This window comes from Mangrovibacterium sp. (assembly GCF_041596335.1).
In the GTDB taxonomy this organism is placed as follows: domain Bacteria; phylum Bacteroidota; class Bacteroidia; order Bacteroidales; family Prolixibacteraceae; genus Mangrovibacterium.
This window is the reverse complement of sequence record NZ_JBFHIT010000034.1, coordinates 1-21665: the sequence shown is the minus strand read 5'-3', so window position 1 is coordinate 21665 and position 21665 is coordinate 1. Positions and strand designations below refer to the sequence as shown.

The following is a 21665-nucleotide window of genomic DNA, read 5'->3' as shown; positions in this document are numbered from 1 at the left end:
CTATTTGGCAAAGGCAATTTTGATTACCTCGTCGAAATAGGATACAAAATGAGCTGTAATTCCTTCTTTTAAAAAGTCCGGTAGTTCCTCAAAGTCTTTCTTGTTTTCGTCCGGAAAAATCAACTCAAATACTTTTACCCGTCGGGCGGCAATTGTTTTTTCGCGCACACCACCGATTGGCAGCACTTTCCCGGTGAGAGTCAGTTCACCGGTCATGGCCAATCCTTTTTTGATGGGTTGATTTATTGCCAGCGAGTATATTGCCAGCGCCATCGTAACACCAGCCGAAGGGCCATCCTTTGGAGTTGCTCCGGCAGGAACATGGAGATGTACCAAATGGTTTTTAAAGAATTCGAAATTGTCGTCGGGCAAGATGCTTTGTATGTATGAGTAGGCTATCTCTGCAGATTCCTGCATCACGCTGCCCAGTTGTCCGGTTTGCTTCAATCCAGGGCTTCTACCTTTAATGCCTTGCGCTTCAATGTAAAGAGTCGCGCCCCCCATTGCTGTCCACGCCAACCCTAATGTTACGCCGGGGATCGACTTTTTGTACAGTCCTTCGGTGGTGAAGATGGGGTGACCGAGGAAGTCCTTCAAATTGTTTTGGCTTACATTGATTCTGCTGTTTCCGTTTTCCGCTTGCAGTAGGGTGGTCATTCGCATAATTTTCTTGATCTGATTCTCCAGACTGCGAACGCCGGCTTCACGCGAATAACCATCCACAATTTGAACCAACGCGGTATCGGTGATCTGAATCTCATTGGCTTTTAAGCCATGCTCCTTACGCTGTTTTGGGATTAGGAATCGCTTCGCTATTTCCACTTTTTCTTTCAGGATATACCCCGACAGTTTAATGATCTCCATGCGGTCGAGCAAGGGCTGTGGAATTGTATCGAGCTGATTAGCTGTGGTAACGAATAAGATGTTGGAAAGGTCGAATCGAACATCGATATAGTGGTCCAGAAAGTCGCTATTCTGCTCCGGATCGAGTACTTCGAGCAAAGCCGATGCCGGATCTCCCTGATAGCTGGCTCCGATTTTATCAATCTCATCGAGCATTATTACGGGATTGGAAACACCGGTTCGTTTTAAGCATTGAATGAGTTTGCCGGGCATGGCTCCGATGTAGGTGCGGCGATGTCCTTTAATTTCAGCTTCGTCGCGCATTCCGCCAACCGAGAACCTAAAAAACTGCCGTCCCAATGCATCGGCAATCGATTTTCCGATCGAGGTTTTTCCGACCCCAGGAGGACCAACCAAACAAATGATGGATCCTGAAACTTTCCGGCGTTTCACAATTGTACTCACAAATTCGAGAATACGCTGCTTGACATCGTTGAGGCCGTAATGTTGTTCATCCAAAATCTTTCTGGCTTTCGCCAAATCGTAATTATCGTCCGAAAAAACGCCCCACGGCAGGTCAGTCAACCAGTTCAGGTAGGTTCGTGAAACCTGGTATTCGGCAGAGCCATTTTCTAAAGTGCGAAGTTTGTTGAGCTCCTCTTCAATCGTTTTCGCAACTTCGTCGGTCAGTACCAGCTTTTTGATCTTCTTTTCTATCACTTCAATTTCACTGGTTTTGTCGTCTTTTTCCAGCCCTAATTCCTGCTTAATTATTTTGAGCTGTTCGCGCAGGAAAAACTCTCGCTGCTGAGTCGATATTTTTTCTTCAATCTGCTTTTCAATATGTTGCTGAAGTTCGTTGAGCTCAATTTCCTCTCGCAACAATTTTAGCAACAGGTCGCTTCGTTTGAAAAGATCCACCGCTTCGACCAGTGGCTGCAGTTTGTCTCCATCAGCCGTTAGAAACGAAGCTACCAAATCCATCAATAGGCCGGGCTTTTCCATACCAACTTGCGATAGTGCCAGTTTCATCTGTTCCTGGAACATGGGATTGAGCTTAATTAGCTGTTTCACTGAGTTGATGATGGCTAGTGTGTAAGCTTTTAGCTCGTTCGAAACGGGTTGTTTTTCATCATATTCAAACTCCACCTGCCAATGTGTAATCGCTTGTCTGGTTAATTCTTTTCGGTAGTAAAACCGGGTGATTGCTTGTGCAAAAAACTGGATGTTGTCGTCACTCTTATTAATGACTTTCAAAATTTTCAACAGCGTACCGGTTTTGTGCTTTTCCGATTTGAAAAAATCGGTCGAATTAGTCGTTTTGATGTACGATACACCGATGAATGCATTATTCTTTTCGATGGAATAGAGAACCGATTTTACAATTTCGCGGTTCACAAAGCTGAGTGGTAGTGCTAAACCGGGGAAAACGGGACGGTTTTCGAGAGGAAGGACAACAATATTATCCGGGTAAACCTCCGACACCAGCACGATTCCGGCATTTCCTGTGGTATTGTTTTCCATGGGAACAAATTTTGTTTTATTAATTACTTGCTTTTACTCTTCAATTTAGAACATGTTTTCTTTTTTCGAAAGAGCTTTCTCAATTCATTTTTCAAACGTAAAACCAAAACTGAAAAAACTTACGGAATGGCAGGAATGACTGTCAGTTTTGAATTGCGGAGGGAAAAAAGTGTCAGTTTTTTTGCGAGATTGAAGGGGATGAAAGAAGGAATGGTGCTTTACGAGCTTCAATAGGATGAGGTACTTCTTCCTCACGACTGGTTTGGAAATAAAAAATCCCGGAAGGAAGAACCAACCGGGATCGTATTTTGAATCGGAATAAATATTCGATTAGTAGGCGTTGATGATCGCCAGGAAGTCATCGGCTTTCAATGAAGCACCACCGATCAGACCGCCATCAACGTCCGGGTTAGCGAACAGTTCGTTGGCATTTTTAGGGTTACAGCTACCACCGTAAAGAATAGAGATTTCGTTGGCAACGTCCTGTCCAAATTTGGCAGCCATTGCATCGCGAAGGTCTTTGTGCATTTCCTGAGCTTGCTCAGTTGTTGCTGTTTTTCCGGTACCGATTGCCCAGATTGGTTCGTAAGCCACGATTACTTTTTTGAATTCATCAGCGCTTAGTTTGAAAATAGTTTCTTCCAATTGCTTGATAACGAATTCTTTTTGAGTACCTGCTTCGCGGATTTCAAGAGGCTCGCCACAGCAGAAAATCGGAGTCAAACCGTTTTCTAAAGTCAAAGCCAGTTTTTTGTTCAACGTTTCGCTGGTTTCACCGTAGTATTCACGTCTTTCAGAGTGACCTAAAATAACGTAGCCTGCTCCGGTTGATTTCACCATCGATGCAGAAATTTCGCCAGTAAAAGCACCTTTGGCCTCAGCTGCACAGTTTTGAGAAGCAACACCAACACGGCTGGCATCAACTGTTTCAACAACTTTGGTGATATGGGTAAATGGAGTTCCAAGCACGACAACTACATCTTTTGCTCCTTTTGTGGTAACCAGTTCGTTTACTGCTTTTGCTAATTCAACACCTTCCTGAAGGCTTGTGTTACATTTCCAGTTACCGGCAACAACTTTTTTTCTCATGTCTTATTTGATTTGTGGATAGAAATTTATGATATAGAATATTATCGCGCCAAATTTAATGAAAGGTAACGATACCGAAGCAATTTTTGATCAGTAGAAATTTAATTTAACCATTGTTTAAACCGGTTAGAGGAGAGGGGCATTCTGATTTTGTCCCGATCCGTAGAGCTTTCATCGGTATTGTTGATTTGCTCAGTCGGTTGTTTTCATTCGATTTAAAAGTTCGCTGCTTAAATCCGGATTCTGTAAGTTTTTTAACCAGAATCGATTGGAATTCATATTCTGTGTTGCTAAAAATATGATTTAGAACAGGTGTAAAGATCGCAAAATGTAACATTTGCTGACAATGGTTGCTCTTTGAGTTGAATATTTAGTTAATTTTGCACTTGCTAAATAAAACTGACTGCCAATGGAAAGCTTGTTTGTCTTTATGCAATCAGGGGAGAGTTGTGAAAAATTTATTCCCCTGACCGCAGAATTGTCGTGCGTGAGAACATTTTTCTTTCAAACAACCGAGGCTTTTCTGATGGCGTCCGCCCAAATTTCTCCTGATGCGGTTTTGGTTCACCAAGCCGATTTGAATCAATTCAGCAAAATATATGAAGACCTAGGGAACGGCGAAGATAAATTGCCGGTTGTGTTGGTTGTATCATCGGAATCAAATTCCCAAATTCAAATTCCACAGGCAATAATATTGTCCGAAAATTGTACTAAAGACGAATTGAAACAAGTTTTGGCGACAGTTTGTCGGAAAGCGATTATTTGTGAGAAGGCTGATCTTTTGGATAGTATTGTACAAAAGCTGCCAATCGCGATTTTTTGGAAGGATCTGGATTTTAAATTCATGGGGTGCAATCAGCTTTTTTGCGACTATGCCGGATTGTCAAGTCCTGAGGATATTGTCGGTCTGACCGATAGTGATCTTTATCCGGAAGAAACAGCAACTCGAAACCACCTGTCAGACCAGAAAGTGTTGACGACCGGCGAGGCGATTCTGAATTACGATGAAAAAGTCGTGCATTTCAATGACAGCTTTGATATTGTCCGAAAAAGCAAGATCCCGGTCAGAGATGACTCAGGAGAGATTATCGCAGTTTTAGGGATTTACGAACGAATAACCGAACAGGTGCAAGTTCAGGAGCATTTGAAAAAAGAAGAACACGATTTACAAGTGCTATTGGACAATATCCCGGATACAATTTATTATAAAGATAGAGACTCGAGGTTTACTCGAATAAACAAAGCACAGGCCCAAACCATCGGTATTGCGGATTGCAAAGAGGCGATTGGCAAAACTGATTTCGATTTCTTTGATCCGGTTCACGCTCAACAGGCGTTCCGTGACGAACAAGAGCTGATGACGAGCTGTGTGCCTGTAATTAACAAGTTGGAGCGGATTGAAACCGTTATGGGGTTCCGCTATGTGACATCGTCGAAAATTCCAATGATGGATGAATCGGGCGAGTGCGTTGGATTGGTCGGCGTAAGTCGTGATGTAACTTCTGAACAGCTTTTCAAAGAAGAATTGAAACGAGAGAAAGAGTTACTGTTTGCTTTAATGAACAATATTCCTGATCGAATCATTTTTAAAGATTCAAAACTGCGGTATGTTCGGGTGAACAAGGCTCATTGTATTGCCAACGGCATCGAAGATTATAAACAAGTTATTGGAAAAACATATGCTGATATCAGCACTCATGAAAATGCACAGGATTCGTTTAAGCACGAACAAGCGATTTTCTTAACCGGTGAACCGCTCATCAATCACATTGAGAAGAAATCCGGTAGCAACGGAGAAAGTGTCTGGTTATCTTCAACAAAAGTACCGATTAAGAATGATCGGAACGAGGTGGTTGGATTGGTGGGAATTTCCCGTGATGTGACGTTGCAGGAAATTGCAAAAATTGAATTACAAAAAGCGAAAGAAAAGGCTGAAGAAGCTAACAAAGCTAAAAGTATGTTTTTAGCTAATATGTCCCATGAAATCAGAACTCCGATGAATGGAGTCATTGGAATGGCTGATATTCTGAAAAGGACAAAGTTGGATGAAGTGCAGCGTGAATACCTCGATATAATCATGAAATCGGGTCAAACGTTGCTGGCAATAATCAATGATATTTTGGACTTCTCCAAGATAGAATCAGGAAGACTTGATCTTGAATCAGCTCCGGTTAATATTCGCACGATTGCGGAGGATGTAGCTGATATACAGGCAATACAGGCAGGTGATAAAGGAATCGATTTCCTTACTTATGTCGATCCGGAAATTCCCGAGTTTGTATTAGGTGATTATGTCCGGTTGAAGCAGGTGTTAACCAACCTGGTTAGTAATGCCGTGAAATTTACAGCCAAGGGTGAAGTTTGTTTGTCGGCTGAACTTATAAGCTCAACAGATAAGGAGGCCGAGATTCGATTCGAAGTGCGGGATACCGGAATTGGGATTCCGATTAGCCAACAGCAAAAGCTATTTCAGTCGTTTACTCAAGTCGACAGCTCCACAACTCGGAAATATGGAGGTACAGGACTCGGTCTGGCGATTAGCCAACGTCTGGTTTCAATAATGGGAAGTGAAATCACGCTGGAAAGTGAAGGGGGCAAGGGATCGAAATTTTCGTTCCAGCTAAAAATGACAGAGACGGAAGGAACAAGTCGTAATTTTTCTATTCGGAATATATCGTTTGAAAACCTTAATGTATTGGTTGTTGATGACAACAAGACTAATCGACTAATTTTCCGCGAATATCTCGAAAGCTGGTCGGTGAAAGTGTATGAGGCGTGTGATGGTGCGGATGCTCTGGCGCAGTTGGCTCAATTTGCTCAAAATGGAATTATGTTAGATCTGGCTGTGCTCGACTACCAGATGGCAGGGATGGATGGCATGGAGTTGGCGCTCCGTATTAAGCAGGTGCCACAGTATGCCGATTTGAAATTGATCCTGGCCTCGTCAGTCACCGATGCGATTGGTAGGGCTGAATTGTGTAAATCTGATTTCGACTTTTACTTGAACAAGCCTGTGAAACTGGAAAAACTATATCAGAGCGTTGCTACTGTTTTGGGTAGTTCCGGTAGGTATGAACTGGAGATCGATAAGCTTGGGGAGTTTAAGTCTGATTTTAAGAAGAAACGGATCATGATTGTTGAGGACAACAGAATCAATATGAAGGTTGCAGAGCATAGCTTAAAAGATTTCTGTCCGAACTTGACTTTAGCTTATAATGGAAAAGAAGCAATAGATTTGTTTGAGAAGGAACAATTCGATTATATTCTTATGGATATTCAAATGCCTGTTATGAACGGAGTTGAAGCTACCAAGTTAATCCGTGAAATGGAGCAGCAGCGTTCAACGGAGAAGGCGGTTCGGATAATTGCAATGACGGCCAATACCATGAAAGAAGATGTGGAGCACTGTATGCAGATTGGCATGGATGCATTTCTGGGAAAACCTTTTAAATTGGATGATCTCCTGAAAGTAATCGATCCGTCATAAACCGGACGGATTGATTTGAAGCGAGGGGCGGTGGAGCTAAAAATTCAAGGTATGCCAACCTTCTTTAAGGTAGGTTGTGAGAGGGACTCCCATTGGGCGAACGTCAATCTCTAAATCAGTCAGAACTTGGTCTACCCCGTAAAGCTTGGCACAGGCAATACACGCTTCAACAACCACCTCGGCTTCCATCATTTTATGGATTTCAGCCTGCAGCTCTTCGTCTTCAGCCAGTAGTTTTGCCGAAGGGCCCCAAACAATCAGAACAACTTCGTCGAACCAGCCTTGTTTTTTTGCATTTAGCGCATACATGAAGCAAACCTTTTCGGCAACTTCCGGATCTTGGCTCGACCAAATTATGGCCACCTTATTACTGTTGTCATTCATTTTATTGTCTTGAGCATAGGTGAAATTAGACAATCCTGTTGTCAATAAAAGTATAAATATGAGTTTTTTCATGGCGCAGTCTTCAATTCAGGCAACAAGTTATAGAGCATTTGACGGATATCAAAACCTGAAAACGATATTTAAACATTTATTATTACTTCTTTCGGGCTTTTAATCTCGGTGCAAGTCTTTCATTTCCAGCAGATCGAATTCCGAAAAGTTGAGTTTGTTATCGGCGATAAATTGTTTGTTTAGCAGGAATAGTTCGCTATTGAATTTGTCTTGAAGCAAGGTGTTTTCCTCCGAAAATTCCTCATCGTCGAACTCTGTAAAATTAAGTTCGCAAACCGAAAGTTCCCATTGTTCATCGTTCATAAAAAGAAGTGGCAGGCCGTGTGTGCGGCAAATGAACGGACGACTTTCGTAGATCTGACAATAGTGATTTTTTAGAAAGACACAACTTCCGTTTGTCGACTCCATGGTTTCTGCGGCTTTCACTTTTAAAGCCTGTTCGATGGCAAAATACTCAACCGGAAAAATCTGGTAATTCATACAACACAAATCGCAACCCTTTTTGCATTTCATGTGGGTTTTGTGCAATTCCTCCAGTGCCTCGGCGCGCCGATCAACATTGGCAATGAAAGCGTGGTAGTTTGAGAAGTTATAGGCCATAATTCTAAATTTTGAAGCAAAAGTAGTTAAAGATGAAATTATTCTGAAAAATCTTTTGTGCGATGAACATTTTTCTCCTTCTATTAGCTTGTTGTTAACATCAGGGCGTAATTATTCACAAAAGAGGCGTTTTACTCCGCTACTGCCCGATTCTTTTTAAGTAATTTCTATCTTTGCAGCGTTTTCTGAGAGGCCTTTGTGAGGGCCGCAAAACTCCGGAGGATCGCTCCGGTGCAAGATCAAATAAATGGTCGGATGACCAAAAAAACATGTCAATTTTATCTTAAACAGATTTAACATGATTTCATTCTTTAGAACTCCTCAAAACAGTGTAATTGCTGTACAATCAGTAGCTTCCTTTGCTGATGCTGACATCGAAAAACTGGGTTGGCTGTTTGGCGAAGCAACATTTGTTGCCAGTGAAAACCTGAACGGTTGGTTTGTCGGTCCGCGAAAGGAAATGATTACACCCTGGAGTACCAATGCTGTTGAAATTACCCAAAATATGGGGCTTTCAGGCATTATCCGTATTGAGGAATTTATGGCGGTGCCGGATTCTTCAGCAGGGTTCGACCCAATGTTGCAGCGGATGTACGATGGCTTAAAGCAAAGCATTTTTACAATTGAGAAAAAGCCAGATCCGATTATTGGCATAGATGATATTGCTGCCTACAACGAACAGGAAGGTTTGGCATTGAGTGAGGATGAAATTGATTACTTGAATTCTGTGTCAGAGAAAATGGGACGTAAACTCACAGACAGTGAAGTGTTTGGTTTCTCTCAGGTAAACTCGGAACACTGCCGGCACAAGATTTTCAATGGTGTTTTTGTAATCGATGGGGTAGAGCAGGAATCTTCTCTTTTTCAGATGATTAAAAAAACATCGAAAGAAAACCCAAACAAAATTGTTTCGGCGTACAAAGATAATTGCTCGTTTGTGGCTGGGCCTACAGTAGAGCAATTTGCTCCAAAAACGCAGGACAAGGCAGATTTTTTTGAAGTAAAAGACATTGAAACTGTGCTTTCACTGAAAGCTGAAACACATAACTTTCCGACTACAGTGGAGCCGTTTAACGGTGCCGCAACCGGAACCGGAGGTGAAATTCGCGACCGGATTGCCGGTGGTAAAGGTAGTTTGCCTATCGCGGGTACAGCAGTCTACATGACTTCTTATCCACGCACTGAAGATGCGCGCAGCTGGGAGCAAGCCACCGAAGAACGACCATGGTTATATCAAACACCCGAAGAAATTCTGATTAAAGCATCGAATGGTGCCAGCGACTTTGGGAATAAATTTGGCCAACCGCTAATCTGTGGTTCTGTTCTCACATTCGAACATTTCGAGAATTACAAGAAATACGGATTCGATAAAGTCATCATGATGGCCGGCGGTATTGGGTTTGGCCGCAAAAAGGATAGTTTGAAAGAATCGCCTAAAAAAGGTGATAAGGTGGTGCTTTTAGGAGGCGACAACTACCGTATTGGCATGGGCGGTGGCGCTGTATCGTCGGTTGCCACCGGTGAATTTAAGAATGCGATTGAGTTGAATGCGGTTCAGCGAGCAAACCCTGAGATGCAGAAAAGAGCATACAACGCGATTCGTGCGTTGGCCGAGTCGGATGTAAATCCAATTGTATCGATCCACGACCATGGCGCCGGTGGTCACCTAAACTGTTTGTCGGAATTGGTGGAAGACACCGGTGGCCTGATTGATACAGCTCAATTGCCTGTTGGTGACCCAACTTTGTCGCAGAAAGAAGTGATTGGAAACGAATCGCAAGAGCGAATGGGATTGGTGATGCACGAGAAGGACGTTGACTTGCTGAAGACAATCGCCGACCGTGAACGTGCACCAATGTATGTTATTGGTGAAGCAACCGGTGATATGCAGTTTACCTTTAAAAATTCGAAGACTGGAGAAACGCCAATCGACTGGCAGCTTTCGTATATGTTTGGTAATCCACCAAAAACGGTTTTGACAGATACCACTTCGACTGAAAAATTTGCTGAACTGGCTTACGAGCCTTCAAAAATAGAAACTTACCTGGAAGACGTTTTGCAGCTCGAAGGAGTAGCTTGTAAAGACTGGTTAACAAATAAGGTTGACCGCTCAGTTACCGGCCGAATTGCAAAACAACAGGGAGCAGGTAAATTGCACCTTCCATTAAACAACCTGGGCGTAATTACCCTCGACTATCAAGGTAAGAGTGGTTTAGCCACTTCAATCGGGCATGCACCGGTGGCGGCAATGGTTGATGCGGAAAAAGGCTCAGTCCTTTCAATTGCCGAATCGTTGACAAATATTATCTGGGCGCCTATGCCCGACAAAATAAAGAGCATTTCGTTGAGTGCAAACTGGATGTGGCCGGCTAAAAATGAGGGCGAAAACGCCCGTATTTATAAAGCGGTGAAAGCAGCCAGCGATTTCGCTTGTGCTTTGGGAGTAAACATCCCAACGGGTAAAGACTCAATGTCGATGACACAAAAGTACAAGGACGATGTTGTTTACTCTCCGGGAACGGTAATCATTTCAGCCTCGGGTGAAGTAACCGATGTGAAAAAAGTAGTTGAGCCTGTACTGGTAAACGATGCCACTAAGCCGCTGTATTACATCGATTTCTCCTCAACTGCGCTGGCATTGGGAGGAAGCGCATTTGGCCAGATCATCAATAAAATTGGTCAGGATGCACCAACTGTTGCCGATACCAAGTACTTTGTAACGGTCTTCAATACGATTCAGGATTTAATTGAAGAAGAATTGATCGTAGCCGGACACGATGTCGCTTCCGGAGGTTTAATTACCACATTGCTGGAATTGTGTTTTAGCGATAATGACAGCGGATTGAAGTTGGATTTGAGCGGTATTGGTGAAGTCGATAGCGTAAAAACATTCTTCAACGAAAACCCAGCTATTGTTATTCAGGCAGCTGATGCGGCAGCTTTGGAAAGCAAGTTGACTGGCGCCGGCGTTCGTTTTGTGAAAATTGGCGCTCCTGCCGAAGCCCGCGAATTTACTGTGGTGAACGGTAGCGATACCTTCAACCTGGATGTCGACTCACTGCGCGAATTGTGGTTCAAAACATCTTATCTAATGGATCGCAGACAAAGTGGTGAAGCGTTGGCTCTGGAGCGTTTTAAAAATTATAAGAAAAACGAGCTGGTATACGACTTTAAAGACTTTTCAGGAAAGGCTGCCGATTACGGAATTGATTTGAAACGACGCACAGCAAGTGGTGTGAACGCGGCGATTATTCGTGAAAAAGGAGTAAATGGTGACCGTGAAATGGCGTACATGCTTTATTTGGCTGGTTTTGATGTGAAGGATGTGCATATGACCGACTTGATTGCCGGCCGTGAAAATCTGGAAGATGTAAATTTGATTGTTTTTGTCGGAGGATTCTCAAATTCAGATGTAATGGGATCAGCCAAAGGATGGGCAGGTGCTTTCAAATACAACGAAAAAGCGCGTGTTGCGTTGGAAAACTTCTACAAGCGTGAAGATACACTTAGTTTGGGTGTTTGTAACGGTTGCCAGTTGGCTGTTGAATTGGGCTTAATTTACCCGGAACACGAGAAAATGCCAAAGATGTTGCATAACGAATCGCACAAATTCGAATCGGCTTTTCTGGGTGTTGAGATCGCTGAAAACAACTCGGTGATGCTAAAAACGATGGCTGGAATGAAGCTGGGAGTATGGATTGCTCACGGCGAAGGTAAGTTCAGTTTCCCTTATGCCGAGAATGAATATAACATACCGTTCAAATACAGCAATAAATTCTATCCCGGAAACCCCAACGGATCTGACTTTGATGCCGCAGCTATCTGTTCGAAGGATGGTCGCCATTTGGCGATGATGCCTCACCTGGAACGTGCCTTCCGCCCTTGGTTGTGGCCTTATTATCCTGCCAACCGAAAAAAGGACGAGCTGGCGCCCTGGATTGAAGCATTTGTAAATGCCCGCAATTGGATTATCGAAACAAAAGCATAGTCACAAGGCTCTCTTCGGAGAGCCTTTTTTGTTTCTTAGCCTATTTTATGTGCTGAATTGTTCCATTTTGTAGGTTAATTGGCCAAAATTCATAGGTTGATTTTATCAATAGTTCAATAAAATCGACATCTTTGTAATAAGGCCTACTGCTATGAGTCACCTTTTACTTTTACTCGTAATTCTGCAAATTAATCTGGTTTCTGCTAAAACCGATAGTCTGGAAAGCCTGCTTTCGGAGCAAGTTGGTGAGGAAAAGATATTGACGTTGTTACAACTTGCCAGTCAGACTGAACGAGTTGATACGGTTAAATGCTTTGACTATATCCGCGAGAGTATTGCAATAGCTACTGAAATGGACCGGGTTGATTTAATTGCTAAATCTAATTTGCACTATGCGGAGTGTTTGTACGATCTGGGTGAGTATTCGAACGCAGTCCCCATTTACGAAAAAGCGATAACACAATACGAGAAAGTCGACAGCATTGAAGTGATCGGTGAGATCTACAATTCAATCGGACTTTCTTTTTATTTTTTGGGAGAATTTGAGAACGCGTTGGAAAGCCAAATAGAGGCCGTGAAAAATTTTGAGCGTACTTCGGATTTGAACGATCTGGCTCGTATCTATTGTAATATGGGAATGGTGTATAGTCAGTTGGCCGATTATGACTCTTCAATTCAGTATTACCAAAAAGCCGGACAAATTGCGAAACTTCTGGGCGATAACGAACGGATAGGCAATAGTAATAATGGGGTAGGAAATGGGCACTATGATTCCGGTCGGTTAGATTCTGCAAAAATTTACTATTTGTTGGCACTGAAGAAATTCAAACAAGAAGGAAATGACGAGCGAGTTGCCGCTGTAATCAACAATCTGGGAAATATTTATACCGAAGAAGGAGACAGTCTGGATGTAGCACTTTCGTACTACGGGACGGCTTTAAAGATCTATGAGAAATACGGAAACCTGCGAAATCAGGTATACGTGATGGAAGGATTGGGCTGTTTGTACTGCGAACTTGGTCAATACGATAAAGCGCTGGAAATTTTTGAAACTGGAGTGAATATAGCGAAAAAGGAAAAATTTGGGTTTTATATCATTCAGCTTTACTATAAAGACATGGCTCAGGTATACGAAAAAACCGGGCAAATTGAAAAGGCCTACGCAACGTACAAAACCTATAAGACATATCTGGATAGTTTACACCAGGAAGAGCGTTCGTTTCAAGCTGCAGCCATTGAGAAAAAATACGAATTCTCCAAAAAAGAGGCGCTAATTTCAAAATTGAATACGGATAAAGAATTGGCGCAAATTCAATTGGAAAAAGATAAGGCGTTCCGAAATCTGGGGATTTTTGCCATTCTGATTTTGCTGGTCATTGTAACTTATGTTTCTTTTGGAAATTATAATAGGAGGAAAATAAATAAAGTTCTCACCCAGAAAAACATTCAAATTGAAGCCCAACGATATGAGTTGGAACAGTTAAATGCCTCGAAAAATAAGTTTTTCTCCATTATAGCCCATGACCTTAAAAATCCGCTACATACTGTTCTTGGCTATTCTTATTTATTACACCACGAATACGAACGTTTTGAGGATAAGGAAAAAAAGCGGTACGCTCGAGATATCTATCATTCCACGAACAATATCTTTCGGTTGTTGCAAAATCTTCTGGATTGGAGTCGGTCGCAAACCGGACGCCTGAAATACGAACCAATCGTTTTCGAGCTCAGTTCGCTGCATGAAAAGATCAGCAACTTATTGAGACCGGCTGCAGATCTAAAACGGATACAGTTGAACTACAGGGTGCCCGGTAACATTTATGTTTTTGCCACACCAATGATGATTGAAACGGTGATGCGTAATTTAGTAAGCAACGCCATAAAATTTACTCCCCCTGGCGGCTCCGTTTTTATTAGTTTTAGTTCTACTGATAACGAGGTGTCGTTTTGTGTTCGGGACACTGGTATTGGAATGACCAGCGAGGAATTAACGCAGTTATTTTCAATTGACTCGAAGATTAGGAAAAAAGGAACCAATAATGAAGATGGTTCAGGTCTGGGCTTGGTTTTATGCAAGGAATTTGTTCAGCTGAATAAAGGCAGGATCTGGGCGGAGAGCCAAAGCGGAGTGGGGAGTACCTTTTGTTTTACAATTCCGTTGGCTGCTGAAAAATCCTAATTACGCTCGTCCACGAGCATTGCTTTCGCTAGTTGGTCTGCTTTATTCTTTCCGACCAATATCTCAGTTATTTTAAGCGCAAAAGCAAGTGCAGCGCCAACTCCTTGTCCGGTTAAAATATGTTCATCAACGGCCAACAGGCTTTGTTGCACCTTTGCCCCCATTAATTCGGTTTCAAAGCCAGGATAGCACACAGCCATTCTGTTATTGAGAATATTTAGATGTCCAAAAACAATTGGTGCAGCACAGATGGCGCCTAAAGGCTTTTTTTGTGCGTGAAAATTCAGAATTTGTTCTTTAAGACCTGAATGCTCGTCCAAATTCCTCGCCCCCGGCATGCCCCCGGGAAGTACAATCATGTCAATGGTGTTATAGTCAGTTTCTTCAAATAAAACGTCTGCTTGAATAGAAATATGATGAGAGCCTGTAACTAATTTCTTACCTGTTACCGATACGGTTTCTACATCCAGACCAGCCCGTCTTAAAACATCAATTATTGTAATGGCCTCAATTTCTTCAAATCCTTCCGCTAAATGAACTGCTATTTTTTTCATGACATTTCCTTTAAGAAACTAAATGTAGTAAGGAAAGTATTAAATGCAAAAAAAATGACCCGAGAGTCGGGCCATTTCTAAAAATTGAAAGTGTTACTATGTCTAAAACTAATTTGCGTAATCTTTTAATGATTTCTCCAATTTCTTGCGAGTGAAGAATATGCGACTTTTAACTGTACCCAATGGTAAGTTCAAATATTCAGCAATTTCTTTGTATTTGTAGCCATCTAAAAACATGGTAAATGGAACCTTGTATTCATCTTCCAAAGCGTTGATGTTTTTCAGAATTTCTTTTGAACTGAAAAATGAATCGGGAGACGGATAAATTTTATCCTTTGAAAATTTCAAGTGGAAATCGTTGTTAGATCCATCGAACGTGTTTTTTGCTTTAACGTTTCTCCGATAGTTGTTAATGAATGTATTCTTCATAATCGTGTAAATCCATGCCTTAAAATTCGTGTTCTGAGCGAATTTATCACGATAGGTCAGCGCTTTCAAAAAAGTTTCTTGTAATAAGTCTTGCGCTTTCTCCTGATCAGAAGTCAAACTCAGTGCGTAGTACAATAATTTGTCTTGCAATCCGAGCAGCGCGTTGTTAAATTGAAGTTGTGTCATGGCAGCGTGATTTAACGTTATTGTTTAGAACAAATATAAATAACCTTCTGCGATAATAAAAGATTATTCAGTCTTTTATTATTCGATTTTATTTATTCACGATAAAAAAAATTGATGTTGAAAATGCTTAATCTTCACAATTAAGTGTTTACGATAGGAAATCATCTTTGTTAAAGGAGATGTAAGTGTTATTGAACAAATTTGTCTTTTATCAAGTTACGTTAAAAAAGAGAACAATCCTATTGAAATTCGCTGTTGTATAGTTCGCTCGGGTATTATTTAATTATTTTTGGGGCTTTCTGTAATGGAAAATTTATCAATGAAAAAGTTATTTAACAACCACAAGCGGGCTGATGTACTTCACTTCAGACGTTGGAATGGGCATGGCTATTCATTGTTTCAGGCTTTAAAAAAACAAGTTCACATTGCTGCTTTGGCAGTGGGGTATTTGTATGTAAGTCTGCCGCAAGAAGCGTATGCACAAACCGACAGTTTGAAATTGAATACAGATTACAACCTTGATGAGATCGAGGTTAGTGCCCAGCGAGCGCCTGTTACGTATTCGCAGGCCGCACGGATTATTTCCGTGATTGAGCGTGAGCAAATTGAGGCGGCACCCGTCTCCAGTATCCAGGACCTTTTAGAGTATGCCATGGGAGTCGACATCAGGCAGCGCGGTACATATGGTGTACAGGCTGATGTTTCTGTCCGGGGCGGGTCGTTCGACCAAACTCTTATTCTTCTCAACGGGATCAACATCTCCGATCCGCAAACCGGTCACCACAATCTGAATGTGCCGGTTAGTTTAAAAAGCATCAAACGTATCGAAATCTTAAATGGACCATCGGCCAGAGTTTATGGCCCGAATGCCTTTTCCGGTGCAATAAATATTGTAACCGAACCAGGAGCTGAAAATAACCTGGGGGTAGATGTGGCTTTGGGAGAACATGGATTGCGTGATTTAAATGCGTCGGCCAATGTAAAAACAGGGAAGCTGACAAACTTTATCGCAGCGAGTAACATGTCATCCAACGGATACATTAATAATACCGATTTCGATACCTACAACATTTTTTATCATGGGAAGCTGAAAACAGAACCGGGAGATCTGGATTTTCAAGCTGGCTACTCCGACAAGGCTTTTGGCGCGAACAGTTTTTATACGCCAAAGTATCCGAACCAGTTTGAAGCGACCAAAACAACTTTTGCATCGGTAAAAATGACTACCGGAGAGAAGTTGCATTTCACACCGGCAGCATATTGGCGACGCCACCAGGATCGGTTTGAGCTGTTTCGCGATAGCCCGGCAAGTTGGTATTCTGGCCACAACTACCACATGACCGATGTTTTTGGGTTGAATTTGAACAGTTGGTTTCAGTCGACCTTGGGGCGGACAGCTTTTGGCGCAGAATTTCGTTCCGAGAATATTTGGAGCAATGTGTTGGGAGAAACCTTAGGCGATTCTATAAAAGTTCCGGGAGAAAGTGGTCAGTATTTTTACAAAGGGCACTCAAGGACAATTATATCATACTTCGGCGAACATACGCTGTACCTGAATAAATTCACAGCCTCGTTTGGGGCTATGGCGAATTGGATTTCGGATCTGGACAATGAGTGGAACATCTATCCTGGCGTCGACCTGAGTTATAAACTCTCTGAACGGCTGAAGGCGTATGCATCGTTTAATAAATCGTTGCGGATGCCAACCTTCACCGATTTGTACTATTCCGGACCAACCAATGAGGGAAATGCAGATCTGAAACCTGAGCGTTCAACGACATATGAAGCAGGGGTGAAATATCGTAGCCCGGCCGTAAAAGCGGAGGCAGCCTATTACCATCGAATTGGGAAAGATATGATCGATTGGGTTCGCGAAAGCGAGGAGTTTCTGTGGGAAACACGAAACCTGACCGAGATTAAGTCGGATGGGCTGGAGTTGAGCGCCGATTTAAACTTTCGACCGCTCACCGGTGAGCATTTCTTTTTAAAACATATTGGTTTAAATTATGCGTTTAACAGTTTGAAAAAAGGTGAAAGCAATTACTTCTCGAACTATGTTCTGGATAATTTGAAACACAAACTGGTGCTGAGTTTGGATCATGCCATTTGGAAGAATTTACATGCTTCGTGGAAGGTCCGTTATCAGGAGCGTAACGGTAGCTATTCCCGGTTCGAAGATGCTGTTTATGTGGAAGAGGCTAGTTATGAGCCATTCTGGTTGACTGATTTGAAAGTTTACTACAAAACATCATCAACACAGGTTTACCTGACCATAGCGAACCTGTTCGATCAAGATTACGTCGATATGGGTAATCTGGAGCAACCCGGGAGATGGATGAATGTTGGTATTCGACATCAATTTGATTTCGGTAAGTAGTTAGTAATTAGTGTTTAATCATAAATTGAAGGCTTCCCGGACGGGAGGCCTTTTTTATACATCAGGAATGTATTATCTTCGCAGTCTTAAAATTTAGAAAACAGATTATGTTGAAAGGTATATTGTCAATTTCAGGTCAGCCAGGTTTGTTCAAGCTGGTTGCCGAAGCAAAAAACAGCATTATTGTGGAGTCGCTGGTTACCGGTAAGCGTATGCCGGCTTATTCAACCTCGAAAGTAAGTTCATTGGAAGATATTGCCATTTTTACGCAGACCGGCGAGGTTGCTTTGAAAGAAGTATTGAAAACAATTTCGGAAAAAGAAAATGGTGGCGAAGTCGCTAAATTGGATGGAAAAGCTCTGAAGGCGTATTTTGGCGAAGTGTTGCCGGAATATGATCAGGATCGGGTTTACACGTCCGATATGAAAAAGGTGATTCAATGGTACAACCTGCTTCAAAAAAGCAATTTGCTGAACCTGGAAGAAGAGGAAAGCGTAGAGGAAACAAGCGAAGAAGAAAAATAAGATAAGGCCATGCAATGCATGGCTTTTTTGTTTAGAAAAGCTTGGGTTGAAAACTGCTCCCGTTTGCCTCTCCAGCCTGATGCTTCTGCATAATCAGCTCAAATAACTTCACTGTTGCCAACGCATCGCCACTAGCGCGGTGGCGACCGTCGATCAAGATGTTTAAATCATCACAAATCTTCCCCAACGAATACGAAGCGTGTCCCGGAAAATATTTTCGACTTAGTTTTACGGTACACATGGTTTTACACTTATAATCGTACCCCAACCGCTTAAATTCTTCCTGAATGAATTTGTAGTCAAACGAAACGTTGTGGGCAACGAAAATAGCACTGGTGGTCATCTCGACTATTTTTTTAGCGATCTCAAAAAACTTGGGCGCCCGGGCGACCATTCGATTGTCTATTCCGGTCAGTTGGGTTATGAAATAAGGAATTTCGCATTCCGGATTAATGAGAGTGCTGAATGATTCAACGATTTCTACTCCATTGTGCCGGTAAAGCGCGATCTCTGTAATTTTGCCGTCTTTATAACTTTGCCCGGTGGTCTCTATGTCGATAATAGTATACAAATTCGATGGCTGTTTCGGACAAAAATAGGGATTAGCCTTCAAACTTTGTGATGGTCGATGGAAAAGTTTCGCTCTTTCATCAGCCGGCGAACGGATTGCAAGGTTAATAATTCAAGCTAGGAGATGCTGAATGTACAACTATTGGTTCAGGGAAGCCAATAAAAAGTCCTGTGTGCTTCGATGTAAATCGTCGATATGTAGTGGTGTTTTATTTTGAATTTGATACTGATAATTAGTTTGTTACATGCGTTTGTTTAGGCGCAGACCCGGATTTTGAACGAAACGGTTGATTTTTGAGATGCTGGTCGGCAGATTACGGGCATTTACACGATTCATGCTCCTTCAACCGCGAGGCTTTTTTTGGGGCATTCCGCAAGTGTTAAGGCAGAAACTATTATCTTTGCGCTTCCCTAAAAAAATAAACAAACATGCTTATTGAACAACTAATTAAAGCGAAAATCGCAGAGGCTGTCCTTCAACTTTACGGACAAGAATTTGATCCGAAAAATGTGCAGGTTAACAATACCCGTAAGGATGTGGATGGTGATCTCACAGTGGTGGTTTTCCCTTTCCTGAGAATATCAAAAAAGTCACCCGAGATAACAGCGACCGACTTGGGGCAGTTTCTGCTCAATCAAGTAGCGGAAGTTGCATCGTTCGATGTGGTTAAAGGATTTCTAAATATTACCATCGCTACTTCATACTGGATTAATCAACTAGCTGAGGCGTTTAACGACGACGATTTTGGTTTTACAAAACCGGGTCCCGATTCACCTCTTGTTATGGTCGAGTATTCATCGCCCAATACGAACAAGCCGCTTCACTTAGGCCATATTCGGAATAATTTACTCGGATTCTCACTCGGTGAGCTTCTGAAAGCCAATGGCAAACAGGTTGTAAAAACCAATATTGTAAACGACCGCGGAATTCATATTTGTAAGTCGATGTACGCCTGGCAAAAATGGGGTGAAGGAAAAACGCCGGAAAATACGGGAATAAAGGGAGACCATCTGGTTGGCGATTTTTATGTGCTGTTCGATAAGCATTATAAACAGGAAATTGAAGAACTAGTTGCAAAAGGAGTGTCGAAAGATGAGGCTGAGCAGCAAGCTCCATCAATAATAGCGGCTCGCGAGCTATTGCTAAAATGGGAGGCAAAAGACCCCGAAACCATTGCCCTGTGGAGCATGATGAACCAATGGGTATACGCTGGGTTCGATGTAACCTATCAGGAATTGGGGGTTGATTTTGATAAGATTTACTACGAGTCTGACACTTATTTGGTAGGGAAAGATGAAGTATTGCGGGGGCTGAAAGAAGGAGTTTTTGAGCAAAAAGAAGATAATTCTGTCTGGGCCGACCTTACCGAAGATGGCTTGGATCGTAAAATTTTGTTGCGCAGCGACGGTACATCGGTGTATATGACTCAGGATATTGGCACGGCCAAACTTCGCTTCGACGATTATACGATCGATAAGATGGTTTATGTAGTTGGAAATGAGCAAAACTATCATTTTCAGGTATTGTCTATTTTGCTCGATAAATTAGGATATAGTTGGGGAAAAGACTTACACCATTTCTCCTATGGTATGGTTGAATTACCGCATGGAAAAATGAAATCGCGTGAAGGAACGGTTGTCGATGCTGATGATTTAATGGCTGAAATGATTGAGGTAGCGCGCAAAACTTCGGAAGAACTCGGCAAACTTGAAGGCTACACGGAAGAAGAAGCCCTGGAAACCTATAAGACAATCGCTTTGGGGGCGTTGAAATATTTCATGCTGAAAGTTGATCCAAAGAAGAATATGTTGTTCAATCCTGAAGAGTCGATCGACTTTAACGGTAATACAGGCCCATTTATCCAATATACCTATGCGCGTATTCGATCTGTATTGCGCAAAGCTGAAGACAAGGGGATTGTCCCGTCCGTTGATTTTGGCTCTACTCTGCAAATTTCAGAGAAGGAAACCGAGCTGATTAAAACCATCTCGCTCTACCCGTCTGCAATTAAGGAAGCTGCCGAAGCATATAGTCCTGCGGTAATTGCGAACTACGTTTATAATTTGGTCAAAGAATACAATCAGTTCTATCACGATCATTCTATATTGAATGAGACGGACGAGAATGTTCGGGTATTCCGCCTCGTATTGTCAGCCAATGTGGCTAAGATTATAAAATCAGGTATGAGTTTGATGGGGATTCGCGTTCCGGAAAGAATGTAATAAATTAAAAAGAATATGGGGGTCCTCTGACCCCCAAATTCTAGAAAATTGCGATTCGTGAAAAAGGGACTTTTTAATCTAAATTAATAGATAATATTTTTCTATAGAGTATTATATGTTTACTTTCTGTTCGCGAAAGGTCAACCGATTAGATGATTGTTGAAATTTTCAAGTTTTCAAAAGTAGTCTTTCGTAACTTGAAGTGATCTTTTCAGTTATTGAATGTGAATGGATAGAATCAGGGATCACAAGTTTTTCACTTTCATTTTTCGCTCTCTTATCTTTTAATTCCGTTAAACAGGAAAAGGAAACCCGAAGAATTAAAATATTTTTTTTAAAATTCTTCTTCGTTTTATTTTTGTACTTTTGCACGAGCTTTAAAAAATCAATTGTACTTCTGCTATGTTTGAAAATCTTAATGAGAAGTTAGAACGGTCGTTTAAACTGCTGAAAGGGCAGGGGAAAATTACCGAAATCAATGTTGCTGAGACATTAAAAGAAGTCAGAAGAGCCTTATTGGATGCTGACGTTAACTTTAAAATAGCCAAATCATTTACCGAAACGGTTAAGGAAAAAGCCCTTGGCGAAAACGTTTTGAACGCCGTAAAACCCGGCGAAATGATGGTGAAAGTTGTG

At 42.0% G+C, this 21665-nt stretch carries 14 protein-coding genes; 7 read left to right on the top strand and 7 right to left on the bottom strand.

Going from position 1 to position 21665, the window contains the following annotated elements; translation table 11 throughout:
• Together lon and tpiA are read right to left on the bottom strand one after the other, a co-directional pair.
• On the bottom strand, positions 1–2367 hold the full coding sequence (lon, locus tag ABZD21_RS12595) for an endopeptidase La (RefSeq protein ID WP_372775373.1): 2367 nt from the start codon (positions 2365–2367) through the stop codon (positions 1–3).
• Positions 2368–2697: 330 nt separating this feature from the next.
• Positions 2698–3456, bottom strand: a complete 759-nt coding sequence (gene tpiA / locus ABZD21_RS12590; protein WP_372775372.1) for a triose-phosphate isomerase — start codon at positions 3454–3456, stop codon at positions 2698–2700.
• A gap of 409 nt (positions 3457–3865) precedes the next feature.
• On the opposite strand from tpiA, the gene ABZD21_RS12585 reads away from it, so the two are divergent.
• Positions 3866–6943, top strand: coding sequence for a PAS domain-containing protein (locus tag ABZD21_RS12585; RefSeq protein ID WP_372775371.1), 3078 nt, complete (start codon positions 3866–3868; stop codon positions 6941–6943).
• A gap of 36 nt (positions 6944–6979) precedes the next feature.
• On the opposite strand, the gene ABZD21_RS12580 is transcribed toward ABZD21_RS12585, so the two are convergent.
• Both ABZD21_RS12580 and ABZD21_RS12575 read right to left on the bottom strand, forming a co-directional pair.
• Entirely contained in the window at positions 6980–7399 is a 420-nt protein-coding gene (locus ABZD21_RS12580) for a DsrE family protein (protein WP_372775370.1), read from the bottom strand.
• A 99-nt stretch (positions 7400–7498) separates the two neighbouring features.
• Positions 7499–7999 (bottom strand): YkgJ family cysteine cluster protein, encoded by a 501-nt coding sequence (locus ABZD21_RS12575; RefSeq protein ID WP_372775369.1) that lies wholly within the window; start codon positions 7997–7999, stop codon positions 7499–7501.
• A gap of 298 nt (positions 8000–8297) precedes the next feature.
• Here ABZD21_RS12575 and purL point away from each other — a divergent pair, with 298 nt between their 5' ends.
• Positions 8298–11987 (top strand): phosphoribosylformylglycinamidine synthase, encoded by a 3690-nt coding sequence (gene purL, locus ABZD21_RS12570; protein ID WP_372775368.1) that lies wholly within the window; start codon positions 8298–8300, stop codon positions 11985–11987.
• Positions 11988–12138: 151 nt separating this feature from the next.
• A complete protein-coding gene (locus ABZD21_RS12565; RefSeq protein WP_372775367.1) occupies positions 12139–14166 on the top strand; it encodes a tetratricopeptide repeat protein in 2028 nt (675 codons plus the stop codon).
• Here the strand turns inward: ABZD21_RS12565 and ABZD21_RS12560 are convergent.
• On the bottom strand, positions 14163–14720 hold the full coding sequence (locus tag ABZD21_RS12560; protein WP_372775366.1) for a DJ-1 family glyoxalase III: 558 nt from the start codon (positions 14718–14720) through the stop codon (positions 14163–14165). The two genes, ABZD21_RS12565 and ABZD21_RS12560, sit on opposite strands and share 4 nt — an antisense overlap.
• 108 nt (positions 14721–14828) lie before the next feature.
• Positions 14829–15335, bottom strand: a complete 507-nt coding sequence (locus ABZD21_RS12555; protein WP_372775365.1) for an RNA polymerase sigma factor — start codon at positions 15333–15335, stop codon at positions 14829–14831.
• A gap of 319 nt (positions 15336–15654) precedes the next feature.
• Between ABZD21_RS12555 and ABZD21_RS12550 the strand changes: the two genes are divergently transcribed.
• Together ABZD21_RS12550 and ABZD21_RS12545 are read left to right on the top strand one after the other, a co-directional pair.
• Positions 15655–17712, top strand: coding sequence for a TonB-dependent receptor (locus ABZD21_RS12550; RefSeq protein WP_372775364.1), 2058 nt, complete (start codon positions 15655–15657; stop codon positions 17710–17712).
• Between the two features lie 107 nt (positions 17713–17819).
• The gene (locus ABZD21_RS12545; protein ID WP_372775363.1) at positions 17820–18236 is read left to right on the top strand and encodes a DUF5606 domain-containing protein; all 417 of its coding nucleotides are present in this window, start codon (positions 17820–17822) and stop codon (positions 18234–18236) included.
• A 31-nt stretch (positions 18237–18267) separates the two neighbouring features.
• Here ABZD21_RS12545 and ABZD21_RS12540 read toward each other — a convergent pair whose 3' ends face one another.
• Positions 18268–18807, bottom strand: a complete 540-nt coding sequence (locus tag ABZD21_RS12540; protein ID WP_372775362.1) for a PolC-type DNA polymerase III — start codon at positions 18805–18807, stop codon at positions 18268–18270.
• Between the two features lie 428 nt (positions 18808–19235).
• Between ABZD21_RS12540 and argS the strand changes: the two genes are divergently transcribed.
• On the top strand, positions 19236–21029 hold the full coding sequence (gene argS / locus ABZD21_RS12535) for an arginine--tRNA ligase (protein WP_372775361.1): 1794 nt from the start codon (positions 19236–19238) through the stop codon (positions 21027–21029).
• 402 nt (positions 21030–21431) lie between these two features.
• Positions 21432–21665, top strand: a 234-nt coding sequence (locus tag ABZD21_RS12530; protein ID WP_372775360.1) for a signal recognition particle receptor subunit alpha, incomplete at its 3' end; no start/stop codon positions are given.

What these genes read in the sequence shown, in the direction of transcription:
- lon (WP_372775373.1), bottom strand. Translation starts at nt 2,367, where the DNA reads ATGGAAAACAATACCACAGGAAATGCCGGAATCGTGCTGGTGTCGGAG.
- tpiA (WP_372775372.1), bottom strand. Translation starts at nt 3,456, where the DNA reads ATGAGAAAAAAAGTTGTTGCCGGTAACTGGAAATGTAACACAAGCCTT.
- ABZD21_RS12585 (WP_372775371.1), top strand. Translation starts at nt 3,866, where the DNA reads ATGGAAAGCTTGTTTGTCTTTATGCAATCAGGGGAGAGTTGTGAAAAA.
- ABZD21_RS12580 (WP_372775370.1), bottom strand. Translation starts at nt 7,399, where the DNA reads ATGAAAAAACTCATATTTATACTTTTATTGACAACAGGATTGTCTAAT.
- ABZD21_RS12575 (WP_372775369.1), bottom strand. Translation starts at nt 7,999, where the DNA reads ATGGCCTATAACTTCTCAAACTACCACGCTTTCATTGCCAATGTTGAT.
- purL (WP_372775368.1), top strand. Translation starts at nt 8,298, where the DNA reads ATGATTTCATTCTTTAGAACTCCTCAAAACAGTGTAATTGCTGTACAA.
- ABZD21_RS12565 (WP_372775367.1), top strand. Translation starts at nt 12,139, where the DNA reads ATGAGTCACCTTTTACTTTTACTCGTAATTCTGCAAATTAATCTGGTT.
- ABZD21_RS12560 (WP_372775366.1), bottom strand. Translation starts at nt 14,720, where the DNA reads ATGAAAAAAATAGCAGTTCATTTAGCGGAAGGATTTGAAGAAATTGAG.
- ABZD21_RS12555 (WP_372775365.1), bottom strand. Translation starts at nt 15,335, where the DNA reads ATGACACAACTTCAATTTAACAACGCGCTGCTCGGATTGCAAGACAAA.
- ABZD21_RS12550 (WP_372775364.1), top strand. Translation starts at nt 15,655, where the DNA reads ATGAAAAAGTTATTTAACAACCACAAGCGGGCTGATGTACTTCACTTC.
- ABZD21_RS12545 (WP_372775363.1), top strand. Translation starts at nt 17,820, where the DNA reads ATGTTGAAAGGTATATTGTCAATTTCAGGTCAGCCAGGTTTGTTCAAG.
- argS (WP_372775361.1), top strand. Translation starts at nt 19,236, where the DNA reads ATGCTTATTGAACAACTAATTAAAGCGAAAATCGCAGAGGCTGTCCTT.